Origin of the sequence: Cytobacillus kochii (genome assembly GCF_044790165.1) — a bacterium.
In the GTDB taxonomy this organism is placed as follows: domain Bacteria; phylum Bacillota; class Bacilli; order Bacillales; family Cytobacillaceae; genus Cytobacillus; species Cytobacillus kochii.
In genome coordinates, this window is record NZ_CP085254.1 from 3,789,838 (window position 1) to 3,808,673 (window position 18,836).

General features: G+C 37.7%; 17 protein-coding genes, 24 tRNA genes and 1 rRNA gene. 5 read left to right on the plus strand and 37 right to left on the minus strand.

Translation table 11 applies throughout. From position 1 onward, the window contains the following. Nucleotides 1-14: 14 nt before the first annotated feature. The 8 genes from LG276_RS19340 to LG276_RS19375 form a co-directional block, all read right to left on the minus strand. Nucleotides 15-350 carry a hypothetical protein gene (locus tag LG276_RS19340; protein ID WP_251163584.1) on the minus strand — a complete coding sequence of 112 codons (336 nt, stop codon included), beginning with the start codon at nucleotides 348-350 and terminating at the stop codon, nucleotides 15-17. A 270-nt stretch (nucleotides 351-620) separates the two neighbouring features. Then, a complete protein-coding gene (locus LG276_RS19345; RefSeq protein WP_404292540.1) occupies nucleotides 621-944 on the minus strand; it encodes a thioredoxin family protein in 324 nt (107 codons plus the stop codon). Nucleotides 945-948: 4 nt separating this feature from the next. After that, on the minus strand, nucleotides 949-1,311 hold the full coding sequence (locus tag LG276_RS19350; protein ID WP_373370966.1) for a toprim domain-containing protein: 363 nt from the start codon (nucleotides 1,309-1,311) through the stop codon (nucleotides 949-951). A 145-nt stretch (nucleotides 1,312-1,456) separates the two neighbouring features. Further along, nucleotides 1,457-1,840: a glycine cleavage system protein GcvH gene (gene gcvH, locus LG276_RS19355; RefSeq protein ID WP_404292542.1), complete on the minus strand. Its 384-nt coding sequence runs from the start codon at nucleotides 1,838-1,840 to the stop codon at nucleotides 1,457-1,459. A gap of 86 nt (nucleotides 1,841-1,926) precedes the next feature. Continuing rightward, entirely contained in the window at nucleotides 1,927-2,283 is a 357-nt protein-coding gene (locus LG276_RS19360; protein WP_224938097.1) for an arsenate reductase family protein, read from the minus strand. Nucleotides 2,284-2,499: 216 nt separating this feature from the next. Further along, complete coding sequence (locus LG276_RS19365) at nucleotides 2,500-4,284, minus strand: acyl-CoA dehydrogenase family protein (protein ID WP_224938098.1); 1,785 nt, start codon at nucleotides 4,282-4,284, stop codon at nucleotides 2,500-2,502. A 211-nt stretch (nucleotides 4,285-4,495) separates the two neighbouring features. Beyond that, the gene (locus LG276_RS19370; protein ID WP_224938099.1) at nucleotides 4,496-5,671 is read right to left on the minus strand and encodes an acetyl-CoA C-acetyltransferase; all 1,176 of its coding nucleotides are present in this window, start codon (nucleotides 5,669-5,671) and stop codon (nucleotides 4,496-4,498) included. 57 nt (nucleotides 5,672-5,728) lie between these two features. Next, a complete protein-coding gene (locus tag LG276_RS19375) occupies nucleotides 5,729-8,113 on the minus strand; it encodes a 3-hydroxyacyl-CoA dehydrogenase NAD-binding domain-containing protein (RefSeq protein ID WP_404292544.1) in 2,385 nt (794 codons plus the stop codon). 221 nt (nucleotides 8,114-8,334) lie between these two features. Here LG276_RS19375 and LG276_RS19380 point away from each other — a divergent pair, with 221 nt between their 5' ends. Then, nucleotides 8,335-8,601 carry a hypothetical protein gene (locus LG276_RS19380; protein ID WP_289434505.1) on the plus strand — a complete coding sequence of 89 codons (267 nt, stop codon included), beginning with the start codon at nucleotides 8,335-8,337 and terminating at the stop codon, nucleotides 8,599-8,601. A gap of 70 nt (nucleotides 8,602-8,671) precedes the next feature. Further along, nucleotides 8,672-8,956: a spore coat protein gene (locus LG276_RS19385; RefSeq protein ID WP_224938121.1), complete on the plus strand. Its 285-nt coding sequence runs from the start codon at nucleotides 8,672-8,674 to the stop codon at nucleotides 8,954-8,956. Nucleotides 8,957-9,030: 74 nt separating this feature from the next. Here LG276_RS19385 and LG276_RS19390 read toward each other — a convergent pair whose 3' ends face one another. Continuing rightward, nucleotides 9,031-9,288 (minus strand): DUF2573 family protein, encoded by a 258-nt coding sequence (locus LG276_RS19390; protein WP_404292546.1) that lies wholly within the window; start codon nucleotides 9,286-9,288, stop codon nucleotides 9,031-9,033. 106 nt (nucleotides 9,289-9,394) lie between these two features. Between LG276_RS19390 and LG276_RS19395 the strand changes: the two genes are divergently transcribed. From LG276_RS19395 to LG276_RS19405, 3 genes are read left to right on the plus strand one after another with little or no spacing between them, the layout of a single operon-like run. Continuing rightward, complete coding sequence (locus tag LG276_RS19395; RefSeq protein WP_404292548.1) at nucleotides 9,395-10,876, plus strand: spore germination protein; 1,482 nt, start codon at nucleotides 9,395-9,397, stop codon at nucleotides 10,874-10,876. 26 nt (nucleotides 10,877-10,902) lie between these two features. Further along, nucleotides 10,903-11,994 (plus strand): GerAB/ArcD/ProY family transporter, encoded by a 1,092-nt coding sequence (locus LG276_RS19400; protein WP_404292550.1) that lies wholly within the window; start codon nucleotides 10,903-10,905, stop codon nucleotides 11,992-11,994. Further along, nucleotides 11,991-13,061 carry a Ger(x)C family spore germination protein gene (locus LG276_RS19405; RefSeq protein WP_404292552.1) on the plus strand — a complete coding sequence of 357 codons (1,071 nt, stop codon included), beginning with the start codon at nucleotides 11,991-11,993 and terminating at the stop codon, nucleotides 13,059-13,061. Before LG276_RS19400 ends, LG276_RS19405 begins: the two co-directional genes overlap by 4 nt. A 42-nt stretch (nucleotides 13,062-13,103) precedes the next feature. Here the strand turns inward: LG276_RS19405 and rodA are convergent, their stop codons facing one another. The 28 genes from rodA to rrf all read right to left on the minus strand — a co-directional run bounded on the left by rodA (nucleotide 13,104) and on the right by rrf (nucleotide 18,665). Then, the gene (rodA, locus tag LG276_RS19410) at nucleotides 13,104-14,276 is read right to left on the minus strand and encodes a rod shape-determining protein RodA (protein WP_095371977.1); all 1,173 of its coding nucleotides are present in this window, start codon (nucleotides 14,274-14,276) and stop codon (nucleotides 13,104-13,106) included. Nucleotides 14,277-14,407: 131 nt separating this feature from the next. Next, nucleotides 14,408-15,172: a DUF4931 domain-containing protein gene (locus LG276_RS19415; RefSeq protein WP_224938106.1), complete on the minus strand. Its 765-nt coding sequence runs from the start codon at nucleotides 15,170-15,172 to the stop codon at nucleotides 14,408-14,410. Between the two features lie 188 nt (nucleotides 15,173-15,360). After that, nucleotides 15,361-16,116, minus strand: coding sequence for a FixH family protein (locus LG276_RS19420; protein WP_404292554.1), 756 nt, complete (start codon nucleotides 16,114-16,116; stop codon nucleotides 15,361-15,363). A 300-nt stretch (nucleotides 16,117-16,416) separates the two neighbouring features. Next, a tRNA-Arg gene (locus tag LG276_RS19425) sits at nucleotides 16,417-16,490 on the minus strand. 15 nt (nucleotides 16,491-16,505) lie between these two features. Next, nucleotides 16,506-16,580 (minus strand) — tRNA-Asn (locus LG276_RS19430). Nucleotides 16,581-16,590: 10 nt separating this feature from the next. Continuing rightward, nucleotides 16,591-16,667: transfer RNA gene (locus LG276_RS19435), tRNA-Ile, on the minus strand. A gap of 7 nt (nucleotides 16,668-16,674) precedes the next feature. Next, a tRNA-Gly gene (locus LG276_RS19440) sits at nucleotides 16,675-16,745 on the minus strand. Nucleotides 16,746-16,762: 17 nt separating this feature from the next. Then, a tRNA-Leu gene (locus LG276_RS19445) sits at nucleotides 16,763-16,844 on the minus strand. A 4-nt stretch (nucleotides 16,845-16,848) separates the two neighbouring features. Continuing rightward, a tRNA-Cys gene (locus LG276_RS19450) sits at nucleotides 16,849-16,919 on the minus strand. A 6-nt stretch (nucleotides 16,920-16,925) separates the two neighbouring features. After that, nucleotides 16,926-16,997 (minus strand) — tRNA-Gln (locus tag LG276_RS19455). Between the two features lie 17 nt (nucleotides 16,998-17,014). Then, nucleotides 17,015-17,090, minus strand: a tRNA-His gene (locus LG276_RS19460). Nucleotides 17,091-17,096: 6 nt separating this feature from the next. Continuing rightward, nucleotides 17,097-17,170 (minus strand) — tRNA-Trp (locus LG276_RS19465). Between the two features lie 3 nt (nucleotides 17,171-17,173). Beyond that, nucleotides 17,174-17,257: transfer RNA gene (locus tag LG276_RS19470), tRNA-Tyr, on the minus strand. A gap of 13 nt (nucleotides 17,258-17,270) precedes the next feature. Continuing rightward, nucleotides 17,271-17,346 (minus strand) — tRNA-Phe (locus LG276_RS19475). A 19-nt stretch (nucleotides 17,347-17,365) separates the two neighbouring features. Then, nucleotides 17,366-17,442: transfer RNA gene (locus LG276_RS19480), tRNA-Asp, on the minus strand. 3 nt (nucleotides 17,443-17,445) lie between these two features. Next, nucleotides 17,446-17,519 (minus strand) — tRNA-Met (locus tag LG276_RS19485). 14 nt (nucleotides 17,520-17,533) lie between these two features. Continuing rightward, nucleotides 17,534-17,626, minus strand: a tRNA-Ser gene (locus LG276_RS19490). Between the two features lie 16 nt (nucleotides 17,627-17,642). Then, nucleotides 17,643-17,716, minus strand: a tRNA-Met gene (locus tag LG276_RS19495). Nucleotides 17,717-17,743: 27 nt separating this feature from the next. Further along, nucleotides 17,744-17,819: transfer RNA gene (locus LG276_RS19500), tRNA-Ala, on the minus strand. A gap of 13 nt (nucleotides 17,820-17,832) precedes the next feature. Then, a tRNA-Pro gene (locus LG276_RS19505) sits at nucleotides 17,833-17,909 on the minus strand. A gap of 8 nt (nucleotides 17,910-17,917) precedes the next feature. After that, nucleotides 17,918-17,991: transfer RNA gene (locus LG276_RS19510), tRNA-Arg, on the minus strand. A 3-nt stretch (nucleotides 17,992-17,994) separates the two neighbouring features. Further along, nucleotides 17,995-18,069, minus strand: a tRNA-Gly gene (locus LG276_RS19515). A gap of 21 nt (nucleotides 18,070-18,090) precedes the next feature. Further along, nucleotides 18,091-18,172 (minus strand) — tRNA-Leu (locus tag LG276_RS19520). Between the two features lie 9 nt (nucleotides 18,173-18,181). Continuing rightward, nucleotides 18,182-18,257: transfer RNA gene (locus LG276_RS19525), tRNA-Lys, on the minus strand. A 14-nt stretch (nucleotides 18,258-18,271) separates the two neighbouring features. Then, a tRNA-Thr gene (locus LG276_RS19530) sits at nucleotides 18,272-18,347 on the minus strand. A gap of 16 nt (nucleotides 18,348-18,363) precedes the next feature. Then, nucleotides 18,364-18,439, minus strand: a tRNA-Val gene (locus tag LG276_RS19535). 4 nt (nucleotides 18,440-18,443) lie between these two features. Beyond that, nucleotides 18,444-18,518, minus strand: a tRNA-Glu gene (locus LG276_RS19540). Between the two features lie 30 nt (nucleotides 18,519-18,548). Then, nucleotides 18,549-18,665, minus strand: a 5S ribosomal RNA gene (rrf, locus tag LG276_RS19545). Nucleotides 18,666-18,836 lie beyond the last annotated feature (171 nt).

An 18,836-nucleotide genomic window follows, 5' to 3' on the forward strand; every position in this document is an offset into this window, starting at 1 on the left:
TGATATATTTTTGATTAATTTTGATTTAACAGGAAAATGGCATCTAATTTCAATAATTGTCTAAAAGTCGATTTAAGGATGATATGCTTTTCATCCACTTGTTTCTTTAGACTTGTACGCCCTTGAAGCAAAGAATGAAAGTGGTCAGCAGTAGTTTGAATGTTTATATGATAATTTTTCAATGGGCGAGCATGTTTAATTAACAGCCTTTTACGGTCTAATGTCAAATACAATAGATTTTGTTCTAATTCTACTCGTATCCTTATAGGTTCCTTTAACATCATTAAAATATGATCATTTACTCTTAAAGATTGATTGAAATGATAAATGAGTTTCTCTATTGAAACCACCTCCTGCCCCGTCTTATATTCTATAATTCTGTTCCAAGAAATGATTTCCTTCTCCTAACTATCGACTTTAACCGACAGAACATTTTATTTCCAACAATGTTCACACCTATTTCCCGAGAAATATGTCAAAAGCTAGACTTATCGACAGAAAAAAGATACAGCCCATCGGTTCATCTGCATAGAATGAGTGAAAGGTGTATTTAAATATTTGCGCAAAACCCCTTGATTGAAAGCATAAGAAAACCACTTATTCCTAAACAATAAGTGGTTTTAAAATTGAAACTGTAATTCATATGATTGAATTTGCTCAAGTAAATAAGGTACGGAATGGAAAGCATAAAGCTTATCAACTAACTCTCCTTTTTTAAACACAAGTAAACACGGTACACTTTCAATTTCATACTTTTCGGCTACTGCTGGCAAAAAATTCAGGTCGGCTTTTCCTATAGGAAGGTTCTGCAACAGTTGCTCAGTAATTGTTAGCATTTTCCCGGCAACTTGACATGTCCCACACATAGGAGTGAATAAATAAAATAAGCCGGATTGCTTCCTTGCGATCAAATCATTTAAGTCATTGTTTGACCAGTCAATCATGTTATCACCCTTTATCTAAATACTCGGTATATATATCTATATTTGCGCTTATTAAGGCTGTAGCTAAATGATACGCGGGTGCCGCCTCGACTTCACGATACATTTTATCAATATAGATATGCTCTGCCTCTGGTAACTCTCTCTTAAATTGTTTACGAAGTTTTTCTCCTGATGCGTCAGCATCGACTAATATATAGACTTCCTTCCCAATTAAATAATCAATTAATTCATCCAACTTCGAAGTGCCAATCGTTCCATTTGTACATAAGATCTCTACAGGTTCTCTGATTAGTCCTTTCACTTTTCGTTTGTCAGATTTACCTTCAACAATAATCACTTTATTGCCATGTTCTATATGCATGCTCATCACCTAATATATATCATTTATATATTTTATAATAGTAAGCCTTTTTACATTTGAAAACTTTTCAGCACTTAGCTGGTATGTCTATATAGAAATTTAGAAAAAGGTCAAACCATTTAATGATTTGACCTTCTTTATTTAACTGCAATTAATCTTCTTTTGTCATTTCTTCATATTGTTCAGCTGTCATTAGCTTGTCAATTTCACTTGCATCGGATGGCTCAACAACGATCATCCATGCTTTCTCGTAAGGAGATTCATTCACAAATTCTGGACTATCGCTAACTTCTTCGTTAATCTCAACGATTTTACCACTAATTGGTGCATATAACTCAGAAACTGTTTTAACAGATTCTACGCTACCAAACGGTTCATCAGCAGTTACTTCATCTCCTACTTCTGGAAGCTCAACAAATACGATATCTCCAAGTTCTGATTGAGCAAAGTATGTAATACCAATACGAACTTTATCTCCTTCTGTTTTTACCCACTCGTGTTCTTCTGAATAACGTAATTCTTTAGGTGTGCTCATGTTTCATACCTCCATTAATTTAGGAAATTGTTTATTTTAATGACCGAATAAACGATCGTTTAAAACGTATAAAGCGCATCCACCATTTACAGCCAATTTTGTTCAAATTCTAGCTCTTTAAATCCGACTGTTACTTTCGTACCGTCTGTTGTTAATGGACGTTTAATTAACATTCCATCCGATGCTAATAAATCCAACAGTTCCGACTCTGAGGCCGTTTTCACTCGGTCTTTTAATCCTAACTCACGATACTTTTGACCGCTTGTGTTGAAAAACTTTTTCAGCTCTAACCCGCTCTTTTTGTAAAAATCTTCTATTTCCTTGCGGGATGGGGGATTTTCCACTATATGTATCGCATCATAGGCTATTTCATGTTCATCTAGCCATTTTTTCGCTTTTCGGCAAGTACCACATTTAGGGTACCAATAGAAAGTAAGTGCCATGTTTTCACCACCTATTTTATCATACCTATATTCATGAATACTATCGTTTCATTAGCATAACATATTTCTTTTTATTTTCATAACGAAGAATTGTAATTATTATCATATTAAAAACAAAACAAAGAGGCCCACATTCGTTCTTGAGCCTCAAGTTATAAACTTCGCAAATGGAGGAAGTAAACAGGTTACTTTCCTTCTATTCATTAAAGATAAATATTATACTACGAATCTTTCAGCTTCAATAATTTTCTCAGCCGCTTGACGTTTTTTCGCAATTACATTTGTTGGAGTATGTCTCGTAAACTTCTTAAGTGCTGAAAGCATCATTCGTAATGTATCGCCTTCTTCCACACCTACTAAAGTTTCTTTCGCAATTAACTCAATTTGATTAAATGCTTCTTGGCAGAAAATTTGTGTGTACAATAGCTTTTGTTCCGCTTTTGCTACTCCGTCTTTTACTATGGCTTTTTCAGTACGAAGAACAGTAGATTCCATAGAATAGGCGTAAGAAACAAGATCAGCAATATTTACAAGAACTTCTTGCTCTTTATCCAAAGCTTTTCCGTATTTTTGTGCACATAAACCTGCTGCAAGTAAGGCGATTTTCTTAGCGTTCTTTACAAGGTATTTCTCTTGCTCTAATGCTTCAGTACCTGGCTCTTCTGGCATCATCATCATCAATTCCTCTTGAAGTGCCATTGCTTTTTCGAATAAAGGCAGCTCACCTTTCATTGCTTTTCTAACATACGTTCCTGGTACTAAAAGACGGTTGATTTCGTTTGTTCCTTCAAAGATTCGGTTGATTCTAGAATCACGGTAAGCTCTTTCTACTTCATATTCTGCCATAAAGCCATAACCACCATGTAATTGAACTGCCTCATCAACTACATAATCTAAAACTTCGGTAGAGAAAAACTTATTAAGTGAGCATTCTATTGCATATTCAGCAATAGACTTCGCTACTTCTTTACCGTCTTTGACTTCTTCATCACTCAGTTGACTCATTCTGTCATCAAATAGACCCACTGTACGGTAAACGGAGCTTTCAGCTGCATAAATTTTACTTGCCATTGTTCCGAATTTTTCCTTCGTTAAATTAAAAGAAGAAATAGGCGTACTGAATTGTTGACGTTGGTTAGCGTAAGCTACCCCTAATTTAAAGGCATGCTTAGAACCACCCACTGCACCTACACCAAGTTTGTAACGACCAATATTTAAAATGTTAAAGGCAATGACATGACCACGACCAATTTCACCTAGTACATTTTCAACTGGTACTTGTGCATCTTCTAAAATAAGTGTTCTTGTAGAAGAGCTCTTAATACCCATTTTCTTTTCTTCAGCACCTGTTGATACACCCGGATATTCTCTTTCAACAATAAAAGCTGTGAATTGGTCACCGTTTATTTTGGCATAAACAACGAACACATCGGCAAACCCAGCATTCGTAATCCATTGTTTTTCCCCATTTAATACATAATGTGTGCCTTCTGCGTTTAATTTAGCAGTTGTTTTTGCTCCTAATGCATCAGATCCTGAACTTGGTTCTGTTAGTGCATAAGCAGCTAATTTTTCACCTGTCGCAAGCACCGGTAAGTATTTTTGCTTTTGCTCTTCATTTCCGAACAATACAATTGGAAGAGAACCAATACCTACATGGGCACCGTGTGAGATAGAGAAACCACCGACACGTGACATTTTTTCAGCGATAAGTGCTGAACTTACCTTATCTAAACCGAGTCCACCGTATTCCTCTGGCACATCTGTACCAAGTAAGCCTAGGTCACCAGCTTTTTTCAATAGTTTTACAGAGCGATCGAATTCATGTTGTTCTAAATAATCCACTTGAGGTACCACTTCATTTGTCACATAATCTTCTGTCGTCTTCGCAATCATGATTTGCTCTTCGCTAAAATCCTCTGGTGTGTACATATTTTCATAAGAAATATCTTCAATTAAAAAGCTTCCACCTTTAATAAATTTTTCAGTTTGATTTGACACGTTCATCATCCTCCATCTTCATTCTTTATGCTTTTTGCAGTTTTCGTTAACTTTGTTTTTCAAAGGTAATTAAATAAAATTTTCACTTCGGTTCATTGCGCATCAGACACTCACTTTTTTCAGGGCTCAGATTTCTTTGATCTATTAACCGCAGGAGTCGAGTGTCTTCCACTCTATAACACTATTGGTTTAAAAATCGAACTTAGTCGTTTTAAAGAAGTTCAAACACACCTGCGGCACCCATTCCGCCACCAATGCACATCGTTACAACACCAAATTGCTCGTTTCTACGCTTCATTTCATGAATTAATGATAGTGTTAGCTTAGCTCCGGTACACCCCAGTGGATGCCCTAAAGCAATAGCTCCCCCGTTAACATTCACTTTTTCTTCATCCAACCCTAATTCTCTAATGACTTGAATGGATTGAGAAGCAAAAGCTTCATTTAGTTCGAATAATCCGACATCTGATAGCTCTAACCCCGCTAGTTTTAAAGCTTTAGGAATTGCTACAATTGGCCCAATCCCCATAACCTCTGGCGGCACGCCTCCGACAGCAAAAGAACGAAACTTCACTAAAGGCTGCAATCCTTGTGCATCTGCTTTCTCTCTGTCCATAATCATTACAGCTGCTGCACCATCACTTGTTTGTGATGAATTCCCCGCTGTAACTGAACCTTTCACATTAAAAGCTGGTCTCAGTTTCCCTAATGTTGCAACTGTTGAATCACTCCGTACACCTTCATCTTGTGAAAACTGGAAGTTGTGTTCTTTCACTTTATTATCCGATCCAATTTGACGGAGTGTGACATCAACCGGAGTAATTTCATCAGCAAATTTACCTTCACTAATTGCTTTCGCTGCTTTTTGATGACTACGTACAGCAAATGCATCCTGCTCTTCTCTTGAAATGCCGTATTTTCCAGCAACTTGCTCTGCTGTATGCCCCATACTCATATAATATTCAGGAGCTGTCTCGGCTAAAGTTAAATTAGGACGGACAACATGACCCATCATAGGTACAAGACTCATGGATTCAGCTCCACCGGCGATCACTGTATCTGCGTGACCAAGCATGATTTTTTCGGCACCATAAGCGATTGATTGCAACCCTGATGAGCAATAGCGATTGACTGTGATTGCTGGTACCGAGTCTGGAAGCCCAGCTAATGCACCGATATTTCTGGCCATATTCAAACCTTGCTCTGCTTCTGGCATGGCACAACCAATAATTAAATCATCAATACTACCTTCATAATTTCCAGCTCGTTTCAACGTTTCTTTTACAACAAGTGCACCTAAATCATCTGGCCGAACAGTGGCAAGTGAGCCTTTTTTTGCTTTACCGACAGGTGTTCTAGCACCTGCAACAATTACAGCTTCTTTCATTGCTTTTTCCCTCTCCTTCTACTCTCGGTATCTTTTATTCTTTCTAGCAATCTATGATTAGTTACGGAGTGGTTTACCCTTTAAGAGCATGTGTTGCATCCGTTGTTGAGATTTTGGCTCTGCAATAAGTTTTAGAAATGCTTCTCTTTCAAGATCTAACATATATTGCTCATCTACTTCTGTACCAAAAGGCACCTTGCCGCCAGCAATGACATATGCCAGTGCCTTGGCAATTTTTAAATCATGTTCCGAAATATAACCAGATAAATGCATAGAATTAGCACCTAAAAGTAATGCGGCATACCCTGTTTCACCAACAACTGGGAATTTCACTTTTGCTGGTGGAAGGTAACCTGCATTTGCCAATGCTAATACTGCTTGTTTGGCATCATAAATGAGGTGATCTCCATTTACACTAATTGCATCCGAAGTATTCAAGAAGTTATTTTCTCTCGCCTCTTCTCCTGATGTAGATACCTTTGCCATCGCAATTGTTTCAAAGACTTTATTGGCTACGTTCTGTAGATCAAATTGAACTCCTTTAGGCATGCTTGCTAAATGTTTCAAATATAGTGACTTGTTCCCTGCGCCGCCTGGAATTAATCCAACTCCTGCTTCCACCAAGCCCATGTAAGTTTCACTAGATGCTTGAACATGTGATGCACTTAAAGCTACTTCCGCTCCCCCGCCAAGTGTCATACCGAATGGAGCCACTACGACTGGTTTAGCACTATACTTGATTTTCGTCATCGCATTTTGGAATTGTTTGATCACCATATCTAATTCGAAGTAATTATCATCTTGGGCTTCCATTAACATCATTCCGATATTGGCACCGACACAGAAGTTCTTTCCTTGATTGGAGATAACAAGACCTTTATAATTTTTCTCTACTTCATCAATAGCGAAATTAATCATTTGAATAATGTCTAAACCAATCGCATTACTCTTTGAATGGAACTCTAAGATAGCGACGCCATCGCCTAAGTCGATTAAGCTTGCTCCAGTATTTTTCTTAATGACACCTTGTTTTTGTTTTAATTGCTTTAAGTTTATTACTTTTGGGTTTAACTTAATCGGCTGATACTCACCATTTTCATACACAAAAGTTGTCGCGTTCTCTTCCTTATAGAACTGTGTATGTCCATCAGCGATCATTTTCTCAACCCATTCTGGAATGTCTAATCCTTCTGCTTTCATTTTGTTCACTGACTGTTCCAAACCAATAGCATCCCATGTTTCAAATGGGCCCATATTCCAACCAAATCCCCATTTCATTGCATCATCAATGGATTGAATTTCATCGGCAATTTCCCCTAGGAGTTGCGCAGAATATACTAATGCTGGTGATAACACCTTCCATAATAATTCTCCAGCGCGATCATCTGCGTATACAAGCGCTTTCATTTTGTTTGCTGTCCCTTTTTGTTGTTTAGCTATTTCTACCGCTGCCGTTTTCAACTTTTTACGAGGACCGTATTCTAAGGTTTTAGGATTTAACTCTAAAATTTCTTTGCCCTGTTTTAAGAAAAATCCTTGTCCTGTCTTACTGCCTAACCAGCCTTTGTCTAACATCTTATTAATAAAATCTGGTACATCGAATACTTGTTTTTCTTCACCTTCTACTTGGTCATAGACATTTTTAGCTACATGGGCAAACGTATCTAAACCAACAACGTCCAATGTACGGAAAGTCGCACTTTTCGGTCTACCAATAAGTGGTCCCGTAATTGAATCTACTTCACCAACAGTAAACCCACCCTTTAACATTTCTTGTACTGTTACAAGGAGACCGTATGTGCCGATTCTATTGGCAATAAAATTAGGCGTATCCTTTGCGATAACAACACCTTTTCCTAAAACATCCTCACCAAAAGTTTGCATAAAAGAAAGTACCTCAGGCGATGTTTCCTTAGTTGGAATCACTTCCAATAGTTTTAAGTAACGTGGTGGATTGAAGAAATGAGTGCCTAGGAAATGCTTCTTAAAGTCTTCAGAACGTCCTTCAGCCATTGCTTCGATAGAAATACCAGATGTATTAGAACTGACAATTGTTCCAGGACGTCGATATTTATCTACTTGGGCAAACACGTCTTTTTTCACGCTGAGATTTTCTACTACCACCTCAATGATCCAATCCACTTCTTTCAAGCGCTCCATATCATCATTGAAGTTACCGGCCTCAATAAGATGAATATTTTTCTTTGCTGTTAACGGTGCAGGTTTTTGCTTTAATAGTTTTTGCTTACCACTTTCGGCAATTTTATTTTTGAACTGTTTATCCTTAAGGGTAATCCCCTTTACTTCTTCTTCATTACTTAATTCGCGAGGAACAATATCTAATAAAAGTGTTGGTATACCAATATTTGCTAAATGCGCGGCTATTCCAGAGCCCATAACACCTGAGCCTAAAACAGCAGCCTTTCTAATCTGTTTGGTCAACTGTTCTTCCTCCTTCGATTTTGAATGAATGCTCATTCATTTTTTCTGTAAAAAATTTTGGAAATTCCTTTGATACTTATAATAATAAAATATTTGCAAAATTTAATCAATCATTTTCCTTATAGATTTCTTATTTCTTTTTCACTTTTTTCTTTCTGCATAAATTTTTCAGCAATTGACAAACTATTTTAGAAGAAAATCATCAAAATGGAGGTATTGGGATGCAACAACAAAATACAAACTTCTCGAATCAACAAGGAATCATGCAGCAACCCCCAGTTATGGTATCAACAAAAGATGCACTTTACTTTAATGATATGCTTTCTTGGAATTTATTAGCAATGAAAAAAGCTCATTTCTATGCGGGACAATGTCAAGACCCTGCTTTAAAAACTGTTTTTGAACAATGTGGACAAATGCATCAACGTCATTATGAGCAAATTTTGAAACATCTAAATACGACACAACCGTTTAATAATATGCAATAAGGAGGAAACTCAGTTGACTAATTCAAAAAAAGTACAAAATCCTGAAAAACAAATAGCTAAAACACCACAAATGAATGATCGTGATTTTACAAACGACCTACTTGCAATGGAAAAGTACATGAGTGATTCTTATAGCATTTATTTAAATGAAGTTAGTAATCAAACACTTTATGAAGATTTTATGCGTATTTTTACTGAAACAAAGAATGAACAACGTCATCTTTATAACCTCATGTTTGAAAGAGGTTGGTACAGTCTTGATGCAGCAGATCAACAAAGTCTACAACAATCTTACCAACAATTCCAAGGATACTCTACACAGTTTCCATATGGAACAAACGGTAACATTCAATAGCTAAGATATGTGAGGAATAAAATAAGAACAGATGTTGACCGACAGTCATCATCTGTTCTTATTTTTTATCCCTTTTATTCATCAGGCTTTTGTTGAAGCCGCTGTTTATCATTTAAATCTTTAATCTTTGTAATTAGCTCCATCATTTCTTGTTTTCCTTCAGGGTACAATTGATTCCAATGTTTTACTAAAGGTGGCATCTGTTTAGCAATAAATGAATAAATAATCCAGGATTTTACTTCTTCTTGCAATGTTTCGTCACTTTCTCCTAATAACAATTCCGTGTATTTTTCCACTAGCGCTTCTATCTTCTGATCCAAATCGTGAGCCAACTTGTATCTCTCCTTTACCATTTTTTAATCATCATTCATAACACAACCAAATTTGGTAACAATATTGATTAGATGCATTTAATACTTCTGATTGACGGTGATACCTTTGAGCATATGGGATAAGTTTAAAAAAATCAAAAATGATGATTGGAAATCTTTATTAAAGCTGTCAACTGATTTTCAGTCTACCTATTATTTTAATGAAAAAACGAATGAACGGTTTGGTTTTCATTTTTATGCGACTTTAGTAGATGAACAAATTATCCAGGAAAGTGCTTTACCAGCACTTTTAACAAAAAAATTTGAATCACTGGATGATTTGCATAGAATAGTTCCCATTGCAGATATTCATATTTTAAAAAATCCAAGGGATATAGAACAAAAGTTATTAAATGGATATGTACTTGTCACACTAGATTCTGATAAAAATCGTTTTGGATTTATTGCCGCTCAGAAAGAAATTGTTCGATCTCTCAGTCAACCTGAAATTGAGTTTTCTGTAATAGGACCTAAGGAAGCGTTTGTTGAGGCTATTGGTCAAAACTTAAATTTGATTAGGAAGAGATTACCTATCAAAGAATTAATTTCACAAGAATACACTGTTGGTAAACTTTCGAAAACAAAAGTAGCTGTCTTACATATAGAAGGAATTACTAATAAAGACAATGTTGATACTGTGAAACAACGTATAAAAAATATTGAGATTGACACGATTTCTGATAGCTCTAATATTGTTGAATTATTAAGTGATAATTCCAATTCCCTATTTCCACAATTACTAGACACCGAGAGGCCTGATCGAGTAGCTGCTATTCTTGCTGAAGGAAAAATCGCCATAATCGTTGATGGTTCACCACATGTGTTAATAGCGCCCACGACGTTAATTGAATTTTTTAGCGCTTTCGAAGACTATTTTCTCAATTGGATTGTCGCTACATTTTTTCGCTTAGTGCGATTTTTTGCTGTTGTCTTTTCAGTTTTGGTTACACCGATTTACGTTGCAGCTATGACATATCAATACGAGCTCATACCGCCAGACTTATTAGGGATATTAGTAACATCAAGAAGAACCATTCCGCTCCCCCCTATTCTCGAAGCATTATTTCTTGAGCTGACGATTGAATTATTGCGTGAGGCGGGGGCACGGCTCCCTACTAAAGTCGGCCAAACCATTGGTATCGTAGGTGGTATCGTTATTGGTACAGCATCTGTTGAAGCCGGTCTTACTAGTAACGTACTGTTAATCTTTGTCGCATTAGGTGCATTAGGTTCCTTTACAACACCTGTTTATAAAATGGGTAATACAATTAGGGTTTTACGCTTTCCCTTTCTTCTGTTTGCACAATTTTGGGGTGTATTAGGAATTCTTTTTTGTTTCTGTATTCTCATTGCCCACTTATTACGCCTGACCTCACTAGGAAGACCTTTTTTGGCGCCAATATACCCACTTAGATTAGCAGATATGAAGGATACACTTATTCGCGCACCCTTACAAAAAATGTACAGGCGTCCACATGTTTTAAGAACGCAAAAACCAAAACGATTCAATAAGAAGAAAGCTGAAAACCCAAAAGACATTGATGAATAACCCTAGCCTTAGTAGAGGTGATGAATATGCAAAGCCAAACGATTCCCAATAACTTAAAAATATCTCCCTATCTCGTTTTTTATGTGATGATCTCTATGCAAATTGGCATTGGCATTCTAGGATATCAAAGAATTATTGCCGACTATGCTGGATATGATGCATGGATTTCCATTCTCATTCTAGGTGTTTATATTCATATTGTATTATGGATGATGTACAAATTATGTGAAATGGTTAATGGAGATATTATTACCGTTCATGAGTTTCTTTTTGGGCGATTCATTAGTAAAGTGGCAAGCTTCGCCTTTGTTTTATTTTATATCACTTACCTTCTTTCCTTTATATTGAATTTTATCGAAGTTATTCAAATATGGATGTTTCCAGATATAAATAATTTTGCGTTTTCGGTATTGTTCTTACTTCTATCAATATATATTGTCTACGGTGGACTTAGGACAGTTGTGGGTATTTGTTTTTTTGGAACCATTTTGCCAGCCTATTTAGTATTTACATTCACCTTTACTCTAAAGTACGCTGACTTCACCCACTTATTACCGATTTGGCAACATAAAATCACCGAATTACTTCAAGCTTCTTATCATATGTCACTAACTTCTGTTGGATTTGAAGCGATTTTATTTATCTACCCTTTTATTAACCAACCGCAGAAATCGAAAAAATGGGCCCATATCGGAGTCGCCACGACAACAATTTTTTATACGATATTAGCGATTATCGCTTTTTCCTATTTCTCAGAAAAACAATTAGAAAATACGATTTGGGCTACACTCTCTATGTGGCAAATGGTGCAATTTCCATTTGTTGAACGATTTGAGTATATTGGGGTTGCCAATTGGTGTTTGATATTATTACCGAATATATGTCTCTCTCTTTGGATTGCTTCAAGGTTACTTAAAAGAGCCACTAAATTAAAGCAAAGAAAAGGTTCCATACTGATTTCAGCCATCTCAGTTATTATCGTTACTTTTTTAGAGAAAGGCTTAGATATTGAAAGGTTTAATCAAGTGGTTGAACTGGTGTCTGTAGCTCTTGTATTTGTTTATATTCCCTTATTGTACTGTTTATCCCTCATTATAAAGAAGGTGAAGAAAACATGAAAAAATGGTTATGTATCATTTGCTGCCTGTTCATACTAACTGGATGTGTACAGAAAAGAATAATAGATGAACTCAATATTGCAGTCGCAACTGGCTTTGACCCTGATACGAGTGATGAGCATTTGTTAAAGACAACCTTTCTTATGGAAATATTCAACAAAGAAATGAGTGTAGAGAACAAAACTGTTACAACAACCGGTGATCTCAGGAGAGAGACACTGTATAAAGCAAACCGGCAATCACCCAATCCAATTGTAGTCGGAGGTTTAAGGCTTACATTATATAATATTGCCATTGCCGAACGTGGATTAACTGTTTATGTAGACGCCTATCAACGAGATGCTTCCATTGGCAAACGAATCTACTTCGCAACTACTGATAGTAGTACGGAGGAAATTTTAAAAGGAGAATATGGCCCACAAGGAAATGGAACCTTTATTTCTGACTTAATTGAACATAATATTGACTATGGAGATTTACCTAAAACGAACTTAACCTTATTTATGAGAGATTTTTATCAGGAAGGGAAGGATATCTTCTTACCACATATCAAAAAAATCAATGAACAGGAAATCGAACTAGCGGGCATATCATTATTTAAAGATCATGCTGCATATAAAATTCTCCCAAGTGATAAATTATTTTATTTTAAATTACTCGTTGATCGTTATAGTAGAGGTGACTTCTCTATCGACTTGCCGGATGGTGAAAAAGTGGCTATTAAAAGTATACATTCCAATCATAAATATAAATTAGATAAAAAAGATCCAACAAACATCACTATCAAAATTAAAGTCCAAGGTAATATAAAAGAATATTCCGGAAATAATATCGATGATAAAAAAATAAAAGAGATAACGAATTTTATCAATAAAAAAATAAAAAATGAATGTTCAGCGCTTATTAAGTCTTTTCAAGAAGATGATGCCGACCCAATCGGACTAGGTAAGGTTTATAGCACAAAAATAAGGAATTTTGATTATAAAGAATGGAAAGAGGGATATCCTGACTTAAATATTAAAGTTGATCCGAAGGTGATCATACTGGATACTGGTGCATCTATCTAACAGCATTAACCCGAGAATTTTAAATTCTCGGGTTTCTTTTTCTTAGGAAGATCTGGAAAACATATACCGTTTACTATGAAAGCCAATTGAAAAAATTAGTCCCATGGCAAGCATATTACCCATTAGTGAGCTTCCTCCATAACTAATGAACGGTAGTGGGATTCCTGTAATCGGTAAAACACCAATTGTCATTCCGATATTTTGAAAGACATGGAAAGTTATTAAACTAATTACCCCTACACAAACATATGTATAGAATGGCGTTCTTGTACTGATGCCTATTTTAGTTAAATGATAAATCAATAAGAAAAATAAACTAACAACCACACTTGCCCCAATAAAACCGAACTCTTCTCCTATGATACTAAAAATAAAGTCTGTGTGACTTTCTGGTAAGTAAACTTCCCTTGTGCCGTAGCCCTTTCCTGTTGTCTCACCAGAACCGATGGCAAGTAAGGAGCGCGTTAGTTGAAAACCTGTAGAACTTTGATAATTATAAGGATCGATCCAAGAATAAATTCGCCCCAATTGGTATTCCTTCACGCCCAAATATTTTTCCAACAACTCTGGATGCCACAATACAAAATAAAAAATACCAACAACTAAAGTTACACCTACACTTACAATAGGCGCGAGTATTTTCCAAGTGATACCTGAGATAAAAACCATTCCGAGCAAAATCGCTAAAATTACCAAGGAAGTCCCCAAATCTGGTTGTTGCATGATGAGCAACAAAGGGAAGCCAGTAACAATTAGCATTTTAAATAATAGGAAAAAATCTGTTTTCACAGTTTTTAATTGTGTCTTTTGATGATGGTCATCGATGACCCTGGCTAGAGCTAATATGAGAAAAACCTTTACTAACTCAGCGGGCTGTATTTGTCCAAGACCAGGCAACCGTATCCATGATTTAGCTCCATTAATTACAGGAGCAATACTTTCAGGTGCGACAACAAGAAATCCAAGTAGCAATAGTCCAAAACCGTAAGCATACCAAGAAATTTTCTTTAATTGCTCAGCATCTAAAGTAATGACTGCTAGTATAATCCCTATTCCCACTACATACCATACAATTTGTTTAAGTAAAAAATTCTCACCGTATTGTTCAGTCGTTTGTGCACTATATATAGAAATACAGCTCACTAAAAACAATAAAAATAAAATAAGAACTAAAGTATAATCAATTCTCGATGTTGTCGTTCGTTTAGAAGTCATTAATCAATCTCCTTATGAAACAAAGGCTCTTCATTAAAAATAATCTGTGTACAATACTTCATTATATTTTTTTTAAATGAAAATCACAACAGCTACGTATATTTCTTTTTTGTAACAAAGAAAAATGCATATTATAATTGTACATATTTACTTTGAATATCCTTTACCATCCACATGATGTTATTAGGTACTTGTGGCAAGAAATATCCGATAAAAAGAGGGCTTGTTACATATCGAGGGACGATTTTTGCATATATTTCATTCTCGAAATGATAAAAAAATAGATTATAGCTGTTACATGTAAAAGGAAAATCCCTCAGAATATATTTGGTTGCCATTTGAATATATTTAGCAAACGCTGCAATATCCTTTTTCTGTCCTAATTTAACATTAAATTCATAAAAACCAATACGAGGTTTATTCGATAAAGAAAATTCAGTATCACCATGTTGATCAATCAATTCTCCTACAAAATCGTCAGCCTGCACCTTATTTTGATACACGACATCATATAAACCAACAATTTGCATATGAGGATGAGCAATGCTTCCACCTGAATGCGGCCCATGATTCTTGAAAAAAATCACAGATTTGTATTTATCACTTTTCTCCATACTTAACCACTTGTCTAAACCAAATGTAATCAATCTGACTAAATGGTTGTCATCATACTGTGAAAGTTCCGTGTCACACTCAGCTGTCTCGATTAAGACCGTTTGATGAGCATTTTCTAATACGGGATATTTATTCTCCAACCAAATGATTGGACCATCCTCCGCAATAATGTTCGTCAATTGTTCTCTCTGACAGAACGGACACACTTGTTCTTTATTCCTTATACTATTAGGTTTCTGTTTACCAATGCTTGTATTAAAAAATAAATGAGTATTTGTCATTAGTTATTCTCTCCTGATTTCAATTACTTACTTCTATTATAAAGGGCTTCTTCTTTATAGTGTGAAAGTTTGATTATGATTAGTATAAAATTCATCAATATTAAAGGCAACTTCACTTGCGTAACAAAAGTACATTATTAAATAAGATAAAAAAGATATTTGCATATGCAAATATCTTTCTTTTACTGTTAATTTACTATGACCTCAAATTCACTATGTTCATGTAATCCTTCATCATTTTCAACATGAACGACAATCTTGTATGTTCCATTATCAGTAAATGCATGTGTTGCTGTATACATCCCACTAGTTTCCTCTACTGCATCTACCCAAGCCACCTGATGTTCATCAATCGTTTGAACGATTTCTAACCTCACATTAGCCTCTTCAAGTCCTTGTTCTTCTTTCGTAATATGAATATCAAATGGAGTTTCCTCATTCGTCTTAATATCAGCAGTAGGACTTATATGTATCGCTACATTTCCATCATGCTCATGTGTGCTATGGCCTTGATTTTCTTCTTCGCTATCTATTTCAGCACTGCCTACCGCCACTTTAACTTTAGGCATAGTGTGCATACTTCTTGCGGTGACATGTGACTGAATATGATAGATAGCATCTTTTTCAAATGTATAGGATGCAACATACTTTCCATCATTCTCGTGTTCTGCTTCTATTAATTCACTATTATCCTTTTTCCCATCTTCCCACAATTCAAATTTTACTTCATCTGCATCTTCCACAGACTCGTCTCCCTGAGTAACAGTAACTTCTAAGCGTACTTCTTCGTTCCTTTTAATCTGACTTGGTATCGAGATACTGGCATCGATTGCAGCAGGAACTGATCCTTCGCCACCACTAGAGTTTGCATCATTCCCCGCATTTCCACAAGCAGCAAGAAAAATAATCATGATTACAGAAAACGTTGATATCCACTTCTTCATAAAAAGCCCCTCTTTCTTAAACATCTAATCTTTCTCATCTATTTTACTAATAATATGTGTTAGAAAAGTGAAATAATTTGTTAATGAGAGAAATATGTAAAATAAAGAAAATATAGGTATATAAAAAGATTTATTAGGAGAAACTTCTATTACAAGTGTAAATCCCCCTTTTTGGCTTCCATTTATGGAAGCTTTTTTTTACTTTTCTACAAAGCTTTCAACTAGATGCCTAGAAGCTTAATTTAAAATTAATCATACAAAAAAAGCTCATAAACCTTATAGAAGATTTAAGAGCTTTGACGCGCCTTAGAGGATTCGAACCTCTGACCCACAGCTTAGAAGGCTGTTGCTCTATCCAGCTGAGCTAAAGGCGCAAACTAAAATATGTATGGCTCCGCAGGTAGGATTCGAACCTACGACCGTTCGGTTAACAGCCGAATGCTCTACCACTGAGCTACTGCGGAATAATATAAATGGTGGGCCTAAATGGACTCGAACCATCGACCTCACGCTTATCAGGCGTGCGCTCTAACCAGCTGAGCTATAGGCCCCTATTTAAGCGGGTGAAGGGAATCGAACCCTCATCATCAGCTTGGAAGGCTGAGGTTTTACCACTAAACTACACCCGCATTTAAGAACTTCAACATACCGGTGGTCGGGGTCGAACCGACACTCCCGAAGGAACACGATTTTGAGTCGTGCGCGTCTGCCAATTCCGCCACACCGGCATAAAGGCAACACCCGGATTTGAACCGGGGATAAAGGTTTTGCAGACCTCTGCCTTACCACTTGGCTATGCTGCCATAAAACTGGGCTAGCAGGGTTCGAACCTGCGAATGACGGAATCAAAATCCGTTGCCTTACCACTTGGCTATAGCCCAATAAGTAAATTGAAAAATGGGGCGACTGATGGGAATCGAACCCACGAATGTCGGAACCACAATCCGATGCGTTAACCACTTCGCCACAATCGCCATTATTGGCAGGGGTAGTAGGAATTGAACCCACATCAAAGGTTTTGGAGACCTTCGTTTTACCATTAAACTATACCCCTAGATGGTGGAGGGGGGCAGATTCGAACTGCCGAACCCGAAGGAGCGGATTTACAGTCCGCCGCGTTTAGCCACTTCGCTACCCCTCCAAAAAAGAATAAATGGTGGCTCAGGACGGAATCGAACCGCCGACACAAGGATTTTCAGTCCTTTGCTCTACCGACTGAGCTACTGAGCCAAAATAATAAATATGTAAATGGCGGTCCGGACGGGACTCGAACCCGCGACCTCCTGCGTGACAGGCAGGCATTCTAACCAACTGAACTACCGGACCAGATTGCGGGGGCAGGATTTGAACCTGCGACCTTCGGGTTATGAGCCCGACGAGCTACCGGACTGCTCCACCCCGCGATAATAAATATTAATGGCGGAGGAAGAGGGATTCGAACCCCCGCGGGCTTTAACACCCCTGTCGGTTTTCAAGACCGATCCCTTCAGCCAGACTTGGGTATTCCTCCATTAATAAAAAAGCAATAGCGGCGGAGGGGATCGAACCCCCGACCTCACGGGTATGAACCGTACGCTCTAGCCAGCTGAGCTACACCGCCATAAAATATATTTTATAAAAATTAAATTGGTGGAGCCTAGCGGGATCGAACCGCTGACCTCCTGCGTGCAAAGCAGGCGCTCTCCCAGCTGAGCTAAGGCCCCTAAAAAGTATTCGTGGTCGGGAAGACAGGATTCGAACCTGCGACCCCTTGGTCCCAAACCAAGTGCTCTACCAAGCTGAGCTACTTCCCGAAATAAAACGCGCCCGAGAGGAGTCGAACCCCTAACCTTTTGATCCGTAGTCAAACGCTCTATCCAATTGAGCTACGGGCGCATCTGGAGCGGAAGACGGGATTCGAACCCGCGACCCTCACCTTGGCAAGGTGATGTTCTACCACTGAACTACTTCCGCAACTATTCATTATAAAACTAATGCGGGTGAAGGGAGTCGAACCCCCACGCCTTGCGGCGCCAGATCCTAAGTCTGGTGCGTCTGCCAATTCCGCCACACCCGCAAATTTAAATGGTGAGCCATGAAGGACTCGAACCTTCGACCCTCTGATTAAAAGTCAGATGCTCTACCAACTGAGCTAATGGCTCGTACAAAGCACGAGTGGTGCCGGCCAGAGGACTTGAACCCCCAACCTACTGATTACAAGTCAGTTGCTCTACCAATTGAGCTAGGCCGGCAAATATACAAAAAAAATGGTGGAGGATGACGGGATCGAACCGCCGACCCTCTGCTTGTAAGGCAGATGCTCTCCCAGCTGAGCTAATCCTCCAAAATGGTGACCCCTACGGGATTCGAACCCGTGTTACCGCCGTGAAAGGGCGGTGTCTTAACCGCTTGACCAAGGGGCCAAAAAATAACCCCAAAAAATGGGGTAGTTTGCCCGGCAGCGTCCTACTCTCACAAGGGGACAGCCCCTAACTACCATCGGCGCTGAGAAGCTTAACTTCCGTGTTCGGTATGGGAACGGGTGTGACCTTCTCGCTATCGCCACCGGACTATGAAATTGTAAGGGAATCGTTCCCTCAAAACTAGGTAATGTTGAAGAAGATATTTATTGAGTAATCGCCTGAATGCGTGCTGTAGGATACTACTTACGTAGTGCTGTCCAGCTGCGGCGCCTAGTAGCCGCCCGCATTTCGAATTGTCCAGCTACAGCGCCTAGGTGC